Raw genomic sequence first — 13,978 nt, 5'->3', positions numbered from 1 at the left:
CGGCGGCCCCGGCGCCTCCCCGGCCGCGTATGTCCGGTGGGTTCGGTCGCGACGAATCCCTCCCCTGCCTGTGCGGAATGCCTGCCGCCAGCGTCGAGACGGGTTGAGTGAGATGGACAACGAACAGAAGCTCAGGGACTATCTCAAGCGGGCGAGCGCCGATCTGCGGCGGACCCGCCGCCGGCTGGGCGAGCTGGAGGCCGCCGCACAGGAGCCGATCGCCATCGTCGGCATGAGCTGCCGCTACCCGGGCGGGGTGAACGGCCCGGAGGACCTGTGGCGCATGGTCGAGTCCGGTGTCGACGGCATCACCGCCGGGCCGACCGACCGGGGCTGGGACCTCGGTGAGCCGGGCACGACGGCCGTCCGCGGCGGATTCCTGCACCAGGCCGCCGAGTTCGACGCCGACTTCTTCGGCATCTCACCGCGCGAGGCGCTGGCGATGGACCCGCAGCAGCGGGTGCTGCTGGAGGCGGCCTGGGAGGCGTTCGAGCGGGCCGGGATCGAACCGGGCACCCTCCGTGGCAGCCGCACCGGCATGTTCGTGGGCGCGATGGCGCAGGACTACCGGGTGGGTCCGGCCGACGGGGTGGAGGGCTTCCAGCTCACCGGCAACACCACGAGTGTCATGTCCGGAAGGCTCTCCTACACCTTCGGTGTCATCGGGCCGGCCGTCACCGTGGACACCGCGTGCTCGTCGTCGCTGGTGGCCCTGCACCTGGCCACCCAGTCGCTGCGCGCGGGGGAGTGCTCGCTGGCGCTCGCGGGCGGCATCACCATCATGTCGAGCCCCGCCACCTTCGTCGAGTTCGGCCGCCAGGGCGGTCTGTCGGCCGACGGCCGCTGCCGTTCGTTCGCCGACTCCGCGGACGGCACCGGCTGGGCCGAGGGCGTCGGCGTGCTCGTCCTGGAACGGCTGTCGGACGCCCGGCGCAACGGACACGAGGTGCTGGCGGTGGTGCGGGGCACCGCCGTCAACCAGGACGGCGCCTCCAACGGCCTGACCGCGCCCAACGGCCCCTCGCAGCAGCGGGTGATCGAGCAGGCGCTGATCAACGCCCGGCTGTCCGCCGACCAGATCGACGCGGTGGAGGCGCACGGCACCGGTACGACGCTGGGTGACCCCGTCGAGGCCCAGGCCCTGCTGGCCACCTACGGGCAGGGCCGCGGCGACCGGGGCCCGCTGCTGCTCGGGTCGGTGAAGTCGAACCTCGGCCACACCCAGGCCGCGGCCGGGGTCGCGGGCATCATCAAGATGGTCATGGCGATGCGGCACGGAGTGCTGCCGCGCACCCTGCACATCGACCGCCCCTCGACCCATGTGGACTGGGAGTCGGGCGCCGTGGAACTGCTGACCGAGCCGACCGCCTGGCCGGTCACCGGCGAGCCGCGCCGGGCCGGGGTCTCCTCGTTCGGCATCAGCGGCACCAACGCCCACACCATCATCGAACAGGCCCCCGCCGAGGCGCCGGCCGAGGACGAGCCGACCGGGTCCGGTGGCACCGCGACCGGGCCCGATCCTGACACCGACCCGGACACCGACCCCGCGAGGGCGCCCGAGCCCGCCGTGACGCTCGACCCGGGCGTGGTGCCGCTGCCGGTGTCGGGCCGGACCCCCGAGGCGCTGCGGGAGCAGGCCGCCCGGCTCCACGCCCACCTGGCCGCCCGTCCCGGGCTCGGCCTCGCCGACCTCGCCTTCTCACTGGCCACCACCCGGGCGGGCTTCGAACACCGCGCCGTCGTCACCGCGGGCGACCGCGCCACCGCGGCCGCCGCGCTGTCCGCGCTGGCCTCGGGCGATTCCCCCGCCGGCCTGGTCAGGGGCACCGCGCGAACCACACGCAAGCTGGCGTTCCTGTTCGCCGGGCAGGGCAGCCAGCGGCTGGGCATGGGGCGCGACCTGGCGGAGCGCTTCCCGGTGTTCGCCCAGGCCCTGGACGCCACCATCGCCGCCCTGGACACCTGGCTCGACCGCCCGCTGCGCGACGTCCTCTTCGCCGCCGAGGGCACCCCGGAAGCCGCCCTGCTGGACCGCACCGCATACGCCCAGCCCGCGCTGTTCGCCGTCGAAGTCGCCCTGTTCCGGCTGGTCGAGTCCTGGGGCATCACCCCCGACTTCCTGGCCGGACACTCCATCGGGGAGATCGCGGCCGCCCACGCGGCGGAGGTCTTCTCGCTCGCCGACGCGGCGCGACTGGTCGTCGCGCGCGGCCGGCTGATGGAGGAGCTGCCGGCCGGCGGGGCGATGGCGTCCGTACAGGCCACCGAGTCCGAAGTGGCTCCGCTGCTGATCGGGCGCGCCGACCACGTCTCCATCGCGGCGGTCAACGGCCCCTCGGCCGTCGTGGTGGCGGGCGACGAGGACGCGGTGGCCGAGGTCGAGGCGCACTTCGCGGCCGAGGGCCGCAAGACCAAGCGGCTACGGGTCAGCCACGCCTTCCACTCGCCCCGCATGGAGCCGATGCTCGCGGAGTTCCGCGCCGTGGTCGCCGGGCTGTCGCCGCAGGCGCCGGTCGTGCCGGTCGTATCGAATCTGACCGGTGCCCAGGCGACCGTGCGGGAGCTGACGTCCGCCGACTACTGGGTGGACCACGTACGCCAGGCGGTGCGGTTCGCCGACGGCGTCGGCTGGCTGCACGGACACGGCGTCGACACCTACCTGGAACTGGGCCCCGACGGCGTCCTGTCCGCGCTGACCCGGACCTGCCTCGAACACGCCGCCACCGACGAGGACACCGACGAGGACACGGGCCGGGACACCGGCGGGCACAGGGGTGGGCACCCGGACGGGGACACCGGCGGGGACATGGGCGGGCCCGGCGCCGCCCTACCGCTGCTGCGGCCGGGCCGCCCCGAGCCGGTGGCCCTCGCCACCGCGCTGGCCGGGCTGTACGTACGCGGCGTTCCGGTCGACTGGGACCGCTACTTCGCCGGGACCGGCGTCCGCCGGGTGGACCTGCCGACCTACCCGTTCCAGCGCCGGCGGTACTGGCCCAAGGGCCCCCTGACCCCGGCGGGCGACATGCGGGCCGCGGGCATGGGCGCCGCGCACCACCCCCTGCTGGCCGCCGCCGTGTCCCTGGCGGACTCCGACGGCTTCCTGCTCACCGGCCGGCTCTCCCTGCGGACCCATCCCTGGCTGGCCGACCACGCCGTGCGCGGCACCGTCATCCTGCCGGCGACGGCCTTCCTGGAGCTGGCCATCCGCGCGGGGGACGAGGTCGGCTGCGACCGGGTCGAGGACCTCACCCTCGCCGCGCCGCTGGCCCTGCCCGAACACGGTGGCGTCCAGGTGCAGATGTGGGTCGGCGGGCCGGACGAGTCCGGCCGGCGGACCCTCAACCTCTACTCCCGGCCCGACGGCGAGGGCACCGACGAACTGCCGTGGACCCGGCATGCGACCGGCGCGCTCACCACCGGCGGGCGCGCGATCGCCTTCGACGCCGCCCAGTGGCCGCCGGCCGACGCGCAACCCCTCGCCCTGGACGGCCTCTACGACCGGCTGGCGCAGGACGGCCTCGACTACGGGCCGCTCTTCCAGGGGCTGCGCGCCGCCTGGACACGCGGTGAGGACACGTTCGCCGAGGTGGCGCTCGAGCCTTCGGCTCAGGCCCCCGACGGCTCGTTCGGACTGCACCCCGCGCTGCTCGACGCCGCACTCCACGCGATGCTCGCCGACCCCGGCCGGGGCCCGGACCCCGACGGCCGGGGCGCCGCTCTGCCGTTCTCCTGGGAGGGCGTGTCCCTGCACGCGACCGGCGCGTCCGAGATACGGGTACGGATGTCCCGAGCCGACGACGGCAGTCTGGCGATCGCGGTCGCCGATCCCTCGGGTCAACCCGTCGCCTCCGTCGAGGCGCTGACGCTGCGCGCACTGCCGGCGGGCGGTCCCGGAGCCGGGGCCGCGGCCGGGCGGGACTCGCTGTTCCGCGTGGACTGGACGCCGCTGACCGCCTCGGCGACGGACGGGACACCGGACCTGGCCGCCTCCGGTCCCGTGGCGGTGCTCGGCCCGGATGTCCTGGGGCTCGCCGGGGCGCTGCGGGCCGCCGGCACCGAGGCGCGGGTCCACGACGATCCGGCGGCACTGGCCGACCCGGCCGTCCTGGCCGTCCTGGCCGACCCGGCCGTCCTGGCCGGGCCGGACGCACCATCGCCCGGTACGGTGCTGGTCCCGGTCCTCGGCGACACCGCCGAGGAGATGGCCGACGAGGTCCGCACGCTGACGTCACGGGCGCTGGACCTGCTGCGCGCCCGGTCGGCCGAGGAGGGGCCCGCGGACACCCGGCTGGTCTTCGTGACCCGCGGGGCGGTGGCCGCCGACCGCGGAGAAGCCGCGTCAGGGGCATCTCGCGACGAAGGCGCGGGCGCGCCTGTCGACCTCGCCGCGGCGGCCGTCTGGGGCCTGGTGCGCTCCGCGCAGGCCGAGGCGCCCGGCCGGTTCGCCCTGGTGGACCTGGACCCCGAGGACTCCTCGGCCGTCCTTCCCCTGCGGGCGCTGACGACCGACGAGCCCCAACTGGCCGTCCGCCGGGGCACCGTGCTGGCGCCACGGCTCGCCCGGGTCACCACCCCCGTGCCGGACGCCCCGGCGGCCACGGACACGGCGGAAACGGGGAACGCGGCGGACACGCGAAACACGACGGATCCGGCGTCCGCCTGGGACACCGACGGCACGGTCCTGATCACCGGCGGCACCGGCGGGCTGGGCGCCCTGGTCGCCCGGCATCTGGCCACCGAGCGCGGCGTACGCCATCTGCTGCTGCTCAGCCGCCGCGGCGGCGCGGCCGAGGGCGCCGCCGACCTGGTCGCCGACCTCGCCGGCCACGGGGCGGAAGCGACCGTCGTGGCCTGCGACGCGGCCGACCCCGCCGCACTGGCCGCCGTACTGGCGCGGATCCCCGCCGAGCATCCCCTGACCGCGGTCGTCCACGCGGCCGGAGTGCTCGACGACGGCATGATCGGCTCGCTGACGGCCGAGCGCATGGACACCGTGCTGCGGCCCAAGGTCGACGCGGCCTTGGCCCTGCACCGGGCGACCGACGGGCTCGACCTGACCGCGTTCATCGTCTTCTCGTCGCTGGCCGGCACCGTCGGCACCGCCGGGCAGGGCAACTACGCGGCGGCCAACGCCTTCCTGGACGCGCTCGTCCGCCACCGGAGGTCCCAGGGCCAGCCGGCCCAGTCCCTGGCCTGGGGGCCCTGGGCCCTCGCGGACGGGATGACCGGCTCCCTCACCGAGGCGGACCTGCGGCGGCTGGCCCGGATGGGCACCCCCGCCCTCTCGCCCGAACAGGGCCTCGCCCTGTTCGACACCGCGGTCTCGCACGGCCACCCCGCCCTGCTGCCGGTACGGCTCGACCTGGCGGCGCTGCGCGCCTCCGCCGACGTACCGCATCTGCTGCGCGGGCTGATCCGCAAGACCCACCGCCGGGCGGTGGTGGCGGGCTCGGGGACCGCCTCGGGGCTGGCACAGCGGCTCGCCGGGCTGGACGGCGACCAGCGCACCCGGACCCTGGTGGACCTGGTCCGGGCCCAGGTCGCCGCCGTACTCGGCCACGCGGGTCCCGAGGCCGTGGACCCGGACCGCCCCTTCCAGGACCTGGGGTTCGACTCGCTGACCGCGGTCGAACTGCGCAACCGGCTGAGCGCCGCCACCGGGCTGCGCACCTCGGCCACCGCCGTCTTCGACTACCCCACGGTCACCGCGCTGGCCGGCCATGTGCTCGACGTATTCGACGAACTCCTCGGCAGCCGTGCCGCGGCAGCCCCCGACCCGGCACGGCCGAAACCCGTCACGGCTGACGAGGACCCCGTCGTGATCGTGGGGATGGGCTGCCGCTACCCGGGCGGCGTCAGCTCGCCCGAGGACCTGTGGCGGCTGGTCAGCGAGGGCACCGACGCGATCTCCGGGCTCCCCGCCAACCGCGGCTGGGACCTGGAGACGCTCTACGACCCGGACCCCGACCACCACGGCACCACCTACACCCGCGGCGGCGGATTCCTCCACGACGCGGGCGAGTTCGACGCCGCCTTCTTCAACATGAGCCCGCGCGAGGCGCTGGCCACCGACACCCAGCAACGGCTGCTGCTGGAGACCTCCTGGGAGGCGGTCGAACGGGCCGGGATCGACCCGGTGTCGCTGCGCTCCAGCCGGACCGGCGTGTTCACCGGAGTGATGTACAACGACTACGGCACCGTGCTCGCGGGCGGCGGCGACTTCGAGGGCTTCCTGGGCAGCGGGACGTCCCCGAGCGTGGCCTCGGGCCGGGTGTCGTACACGCTGGGCCTGGAGGGCCCGGCGGTGACCGTGGACACCGCGTGCTCGTCCTCGCTGGTGGCCATGCACCTGGCGGCGCAGGCGCTGCGGGAAGGCGAATGCTCGCTCGCGCTCGCCGGCGGCGTCACGGTGATGTCGACACCCGCGTCGTTGATCGAGTTCTCGCGGCAGCGGGGATTGTCGCCGGACGGGCGGTGCAAGGCGTTCGCGGAGTCGGCCGACGGGGTGGGCTGGTCCGAGGGCGTGGGCGTGGTGGTGCTCGAGCGGCTGTCGGACGCGCTCGCGGCCGGGCATGAGGTGCTGGCCGTGGTGCGGGGCTCGGCGGTCAACCAGGACGGCGCCTCCAACGGCCTGACGGCGCCGAACGGTCCGTCGCAGCAGCGGGTGATCCGCCAGGCCCTGGCGAGCGCCGGTCTGGCGCCCTCGGACGTGGACGCCGTGGAGGCACATGGCACGGGCACCACGCTGGGCGATCCGATCGAGGCGCAGGCGTTGTTGGCCACGTACGGGCAGGACCGTGAGCTGCCGTTGTTGTTGGGGTCGGTGAAGTCGAACATCGGTCATACGCAGGCGGCGGCTGGTGTGGCGGGTGTGATCAAGATGGTGATGGCGATGCGGCACGGTGTGCTTCCGGGCACGCTGCATGTGGACGCGCCGTCGTCGCATGTGGACTGGGAGTCGGGCGCGGTCGAGCTGCTGACCGAACCGGTGGAGTGGCCCTCGACGGGCCGGGTGCGCCGGGCGGGTGTGTCCTCGTTCGGGATCAGCGGCACCAACGCCCACCTGATCGTCGAACAGCCCGCGCCGTCGACCCCCGAGCCCGAGGAGGACGCACCCCGGGACGGCGGCCGCGGCTCCTTCGTCTGGCTGCTCTCCGGCCGTGGCCACGCGGCGCTGCGGGCCCAGGCCGCCCGCCTGGCGGCCCGCGTGGACGCCGACCCCGGGCTGGACGCCGCCGACGTCGCGCTCTCGCTCGCCACCTCCCGCTCGGCCTTCGAGCGGCGCGCCGCCGTGGTCGCGCCCGACCGCCCAGGGCTGCTGCGCGCGCTGACCGCGCTCGCCGAGGGCCGCCCCGACCCCGCCGTGATCGAGGGCGAGGCGGGAGGCACGGACAAGCTGGCGCTGCTCTTCTCCGGCCAGGGCAGTCAGCGGGCCCGGGCGGGCCGGGAGCTGTACGCGGGGCACCCGGCGTTCGCGCGGGCGCTGGACGAGGTCTGCGCCCAGCTGGACCCGTACCTGGACCGCCCCCTGCGCGAGGTGCTGTTCGCCGACGAGGACACGCCCGAGGCCGAGCTGCTGGACCGGACCGGCTGGACACAACCCGCGCTGTTCGCCGTCGAGGTGGCGCTCTTCAGGCTCATGCTCTCGTGGGGTGTCCGGCCCGACTACGTCGCCGGCCACTCGATCGGCGAGCTGGCGGCGGCCCACGCCGCCGGTGTGCTGTCCCTCCAGGACGCCTGCGCCCTGGTGGCCGCGCGGGCCCGGCTGATGCAGGCCCTGCCCGCCGGCGGGGCGATGGTGTCCGTACAGGCCACCGAGGACGAAGTGGCACCGCTGCTGGCCGGCCGGGAGCACGAGCTCGCGGTCGCCGCCGTGAACGGTCCGTCCGCGCTGGTCCTCTCCGGTGACGAGGACGCGGTTGCCGAGGTCGCGGCGCACTTCCGCGACCTGGGCCGTAAGACGCGGCGGCTCAACGTCAGCCACGCCTTCCACTCGCCCCGCATGGACGCCATGCTCGACGGTTTCCGCGAGGTGGCACAGGGCCTTTCCTACGCGGCGCCGACCATCCCGATCGTGTCGAACGTGACCGGCGGGCTCGTCACCGAGGAGCGGATCTGCTCCCCGGACTACTGGGTGGAACACGTCCGCGGGACGGTCCGCTTCGCCGACGGCGTGCGCACCCTGCGCGACGCGGGCGCGACCACCTTCCTCGAACTCGGCCCGGACGGCGTCCTGTCCGCGATGGCCGAGGACACCCTCGGCGAGGAGCCCACGGCCGAGGCGGTGCCCGCGCTGCGGGCCGACCGAGCCGAGGACCTGACCGTCGCGGCGGCCCTGGCCAAACTGCACGTCCGCGGGGTGCGCGTGGACTGGCCCGGGTACTTCGGCGGCTACCGGGCACGACGTGTCGATCTGCCGACGTACGCCTTCCAGCACGACTTCTACTGGCCCGAGCCCGCCCCCGCCGCCCGCACGGGCCCGGAGGCGGTCACGGATCCGGCGGACGAGCGGCTGTGGAGCGCGGTCGAGCGCAGGGACGCCGCGGAACTGGCCACCGTGCTGGGGCTGGAGGACGAACATCACGCGTCGCTCTACGCGCTGCTGCCCGCGCTCTCCTCCTGGCGCCGGAACAGGCATGAGAAGGCCGTGCTGGACTCCTGGCGGTACCAGGTGGAGTGGCAGCCGCTGCGGATGCCCACGGCACCGGTGCCGGCCGGCACCTGGCTGCTCGTCACCGCGGCCGGCGCGTCCCCCGATCCGTTCGAGGACGAGGTCGTGGGCGCGCTGCGCGGGCACGGCGCCCGCGTCCACCGGGTGGTTCTGGACGACGCGTGCGCCGACCGCGCCGTCCTGGCCGCACGGCTGCGGGACATTCAGGCAGATGTTCAGGCAGATGTTCAGGCAGATGATCAGGGAGATGGTCAGGGGGACACTGAGGCAGACGCCCCGGGAGCGGACGACCGCGCCGCCGGCGGAGTGCGCCTCGACGAGGTGTCCGGGGTGCTCTCGCTGCTGGCCGTCGCCGAGCGACCCGCCCCCGCTCATCCGGCCCTGCCCGCCGGTCTGGCGCTCACCGTCGCCCTGGTGCAGGCGCTCGGAGACCTCGGCGTCACCGCCCCGCTGTGGAACGCCACACGAGGCGCCGTGTCCACCGGGCCGGCCGACCCGGTCACCAGCCCGCTCCAGGCGGCCGTCTGGGGCCTGGGACGGGCCGCCGCCCTGGAACACCCCGGGCGGTGGGGCGGACTGGTCGACCTTCCCCAGGTGCTCGACCGGCCCGCGGCCCAGCGGCTCGTGAGCGTGCTGGCCGGATCCACCGCGCCCGCCCCCGCCCACCACGACGAGGACCAGGTGGCGATCCGCGCCACCGGAGTGTCCGCCCGCCGGCTGGCCCACCGTACGGTGGACGACCTGCCCGCCCCCCGCGACCTCACCGCGCGCGGCACCGTCCTGGTCACCGGCGGCACCGGCGCCCTGGGGGCCGAGGTCGCCCGGTGGCTGGCGCGCGCCGGAGCAGAGCACCTGGTGCTGACCAGCCGCCGGGGCGCACAGGCCCCAGGCGCCGATGAACTGCGCGCGGAACTCGAGGCCCTGGGGGCCGGGGTGCGCATCGTGGCCTGCGACGCCGCCGACCGGGACGCGCTGGCCGCCGCCCTCGCGGACATTCCCGCCGACTGCCCGCTCACCGGGGTCGTGCACACCGCGGGCGTCGCCTCCGCCGCACCACTGGAGGCAATGGCGCCCGAGGAGTTCGAGGAGGCGGTCGCGGCGAAACTGGCCGGGGCCACCCACCTCGACGCCCTGCTGGGCGACCGTGACCTGGATCTGTTCGTGCTGTTCGGCTCCATCGCGGGCGTATGGGGAAGCGGCGGCCAGAGCGCCTACGGCGCCGCCAACGCCTACCTGGACGCGCTGGCGGAACACCGCCGCGCCCGGGGACTCGCGGCCACCTCCGTGGCCTTCGGCCCGTGGGCCGAGTCCGGAATGGCCACCCACGACGCGATGGCGGACGGCCTCAAACGGCGCGGCCTGCGGTTCCTCGCACCCGAGCGGGCCATGGCCGAACTGCGCCGGGCCGTGGTGCACGGCGACACCACCGTGACCGTCGCCGACGTCGACTGGGACCGGTACCTCCCCGTCTTCACCTCCGTACGGCCGAGCCCGCTGCTCGGCGACCTGCCCGAGGCCCGGGAACAGGCGCGGGCACAGGCGGGCGAGCGGTCCGCGCCCGAGGCCGCGGACGGCGCGTCCGAGCTGGCCCGGCGGCTGCGCGGGCGCACCGAGGCCGAGCAGGAGCGGCTGCTGACGAGCCTGGTCCGCGCCGAGGCGGCCGCCGTGCTCGGACACGCCTCCGCCGACGGCGTCCCCGAGGAGCGCGCCTTCCGCGACCTGGGCTTCGACTCGCTGACCGCGGTGGAACTGCGCAAGCGCCTGGTCACCCTGACCGGACTGAACCTGCCGAGCACCGCGGCCTTCGACTACCCGAGCCCCCAGGCCCTGGCCCGCCATCTGCGCACGCTGATCCTCGGCACCGGGGCGGTCGGCAGCGGGCCCGTGGCGCTCTCCTCGGCCCACGACGACGAGCCGATCGCCATCATCGGGATGAGCTGCCGCTTCCCCGGCGGCGTACGCTCCCCCGAGGAGCTGTGGCGGCTCGTGACCGACGGAACCGACGCCATCTCCGAGTTCCCCGCCGACCGCGGCTGGGACACCGCCGCGCTGTACGACCCCGACCCCGACCGGGCGGGCAGGACCTACTCGACACTGGGCGGCTTCCTGCATGAGGCGGGCGAGTTCGACCCGGCGTTCTTCGGGATCTCGCCGCGTGAGGCGCTGTCCATGGACCCGCAGCAGCGGCTGCTGCTGGAGACGGCCTGGGAGAGTTTCGAACGGGCGGGCATCGACCCTCGGTCGCTGCGCTCCAGCCTCACCGGCACCTTCATCGGATCGACCTTCCAGGACTACGGCACCGGGGTCGCGGACGGCACCGAGGGCCACATGGTCACCGGCAGCAGCCCCAGCGTGCTCTCCGGACGGCTGTCCTACGTGTTCGGCCTCGAAGGCCCCGCCGTCACTGTGGACACCGCCTGTTCGTCGTCGCTGGTGGCCCTGCACCTGGCCTGCCGGTCGCTGCGCGAGGGGGAGAGCTCGCTCGCCCTGGTGGGCGGCGCCACCGTGATGGCCACGCCCGCCTCGTACCTCGCCTTCAGCCGCCAGCGGGCGCTGGCCGCGGACGGCCGGTGCAAGGCCTTCTCTGACGCCGCCGACGGCATGACCCTGGCCGAGGGCGTCGGCGTCCTGCTGGTCGAACGGCTCTCCGACGCCCGGCGCCACGGCCACCCGGTGCTCGCGCTGGTCCGCGGCTCGGCGGTCAACCAGGACGGCGCCTCCAACGGCCTCACCGCCCCGAACGGACCGTCCCAGCAGCGGGTCATCCGACAGGCCCTGGCCAACGCACGCCTGTCGGCGGGCGACGTGGACGCCGTCGACGCGCACGGCACCGGCACATCGCTGGGCGACCCGATCGAGGTCCAGGCGCTGCAGGCGGTCTACGGCGAGGACCGCGCCCCGGACCGGCCGCTGCTGCTGGGCTCGGTGAAGTCCAACATCGGGCACACCCAGTCCGCGGCAGGTGTGGCAAGCGTGATCAAGATGGTCATGGCGATGCGCCACGGGCTGCTGCCGAAAACCCTCCACGTCGAGCAACCGTCATCGCATATCGACTGGTCGCCGGGCACGGTGGCGCTGCTGTCCGACCCCGCCGCATGGCCGGACACCGGCGCACCGCGCCGCTGTGCCGTCTCCTCGTTCGGCGTGAGCGGCACCAACGCACACGCGGTGCTCGAGCAGGCGCCCGAAACCCCGCCGCGTGCCCATGCCGAGGAGCCGGAGCAGCACGCGGGGGCCCTCCCGTGGGTGCTGTCCGCCTGCGGCGCCGCCGCGCTGCGCGAGCAGGCCGCCAACCTGCTCTCCCACCTGGAAGGCCGGCCCGGGACCACACCGGCCGACATCGCGTACTCGCTGGTCACCTCGCGGTCGCTGTTCGAACACCGGGCCGTGGTCATCGGCGAACGCACCGAGGACTTCCGGCGGGAACTGGAGGCGCTGTCGAGGGGCACCTCGTCGGCCGCGGTGGTTCGGGGTGTGGCCGATGTCGAGGGGAAGTCGGTGTTCGTCTTCCCGGGGCAGGGTTCGCAGTGGGTGGGGATGGGTGCCCGGCTGCTGGAGGAGTCCCCGGTGTTCGCGGAGCGGCTGGCCGAATGCGCTGCCGCTCTTGCGCCGTTTATCGACTGGTCGTTGATGGATGTGGTGCGGCAGGCGCCGGGTGCTGCGTCGTTGGAGCGGGTGGATGTGGTGCAGCCGGTGTCGTGGGCGGTGATGGTGTCGCTCGCGGCGGTGTGGCGTTCGTGCGGTGTGGAGCCGGACGCGGTGGTGGGTCACTCCCAGGGTGAGATCGCGGCGGCGTGTGTGTCGGGTGCGTTGTCGTTGGAGGATGGCGCGCGGGTGGTGGCGCTGCGCAGTCAGGCCATCGCGCGGCGGCTTGCGGGGGCAGGTGGTATGGCGTCGGTGCCGCTGCCGGTCGCTGAGGTGGAGGCGCGGCTGGAGCGGTGGGATGGCCGGGTGTCGGTCGCCGCCGTGAACGGGCCCCGGTCGGTGGTGGTCTCGGGTGATCGGGAGGCGTTGGACGGGCTGATCGAGGAGTGGAGCGGCGAGGAGGTCCGTATCCGGCGGATCGCCGTGGACTACGCCTCCCACTCCGCCCATGTCGAGGAGATCCGCGAGGAGCTGCTGGAGCGGCTGGCGCCGGTGCGTCCGCGCGCGGCAGAGGTGCCGTTCTTCTCCACGGTGACCGGTGACTGGCTCGACACCACGGGCATGGACGCGGACTACTGGTACCGCAATCTGCGGCAGACGGTGGGCTTCGAACCGGCCATCCGCGCCCTCCTGGCGCAGGAGCACCGGGGGTTCATCGAGGTCAGCGCCCACCCCGTCCTCGCCGTCGGGGTCCAGGAGACGGTGGACGACACCGCGTGCCAGGCCGTCGTCTGCGGCACGTTGCGCCGCGACCACGGCGGTCTCGACCGGTTCCTCACCTCGCTGGCCCAGGTGTTCGTACGCGGTGTGCCGGTCGACTGGGCGAGCGTGTTCGCGGACCTCGACGCCCATTGTGTGGAGCTGCCCACCTACGCGTTCCAGCGGGAGCACTTCTGGGCCCTGCCCGCCGGGGCGGATCCGGACGGCCGGGCGGACCCGGAGGACACCCGTTTCTGGAGCGCGGTCGAGCGGCAGGACATCGCCTCCCTGACCTCCGCCCTGCACATCGACGAGACCTCGCTGGCCGCGGTGTTGCCCGCGCTGTCGTCCTGGCGCCGGCGGCGCCAGGACCGGGCCACGGTGGACGGCTGGCGCTACCGGGTCGCCTGGCGCCCGCTGCGCGGCGTCCCCACCGCGTCCCTGTCCGGCACCTGGCTGGTCGTCACCGCCGAGGGCACGTCCGACGCCGCCGCCGACGCCGTGACCGCCGCGCTCGGCGAGCACGGCGCGGCCGTACGCCGGCTGGCGCTGGACGAATCCTGCGCCGACCGTGCCGTGCTGGCGGCCCGCCTCGACGGTGTCACGTCGCCTCCTGAGGAGGGCTCCACGGGTCTCGCCGGGGTCGTCTCCCTGCTCGCCACCGCCGAGGAACCGCACAGCCACCACCCCGAGCTGGCCGTCGGCCTCGCCCTGACCGTGGCCCTCGTCCAGGCCCTCGGCGACACCGGCATCGAGGCGCCTCTGTGGTGTCTCACCCGGGGCGCGGTGTCCACCGGGCGCTCCGACCGTGTGGTGAGCCCCGTCCAGGCGCAGGTGCTCGGCGTCGGCTGGACGGCCGCGCTCGAACACCCCGACCGCTGGGGCGGCCTGGTCGATCTGCCCGAGACCTTCGACCAGCGTGCCGCTCAGCGGCTGGCAGCTGTCCTCGCGGGGTCCACCGGC

The 13,978-nt window shown here is 74.9% G+C and carries 1 protein-coding gene (cut by a window edge); it reads left to right on the top strand.

Annotated features, from left to right (window positions below; all coding sequences use genetic code 11):
• The first annotated feature begins 112 nt into the window (after window positions 1-112).
• Window positions 113-13,978, top strand: partial view of a type I polyketide synthase gene (locus tag ACFZDL_RS30635; RefSeq protein ID WP_391193016.1) — the 5' portion only. Its footprint extends 15,246 nt past the window's final position; 13,866 of the gene's 29,112 nt are visible here — the first part of the coding sequence; it begins with the start codon at window positions 113-115; its stop codon lies off the right edge, out of view.

It is taken from the genome of Streptomyces sp. NPDC007917, assembly GCF_042959105.1.
Taxonomy (GTDB): Bacteria; Actinomycetota; Actinomycetes; order Streptomycetales; family Streptomycetaceae; genus Streptomyces.
This window is presented reverse-complemented; position numbering and strand designations above follow the sequence as displayed.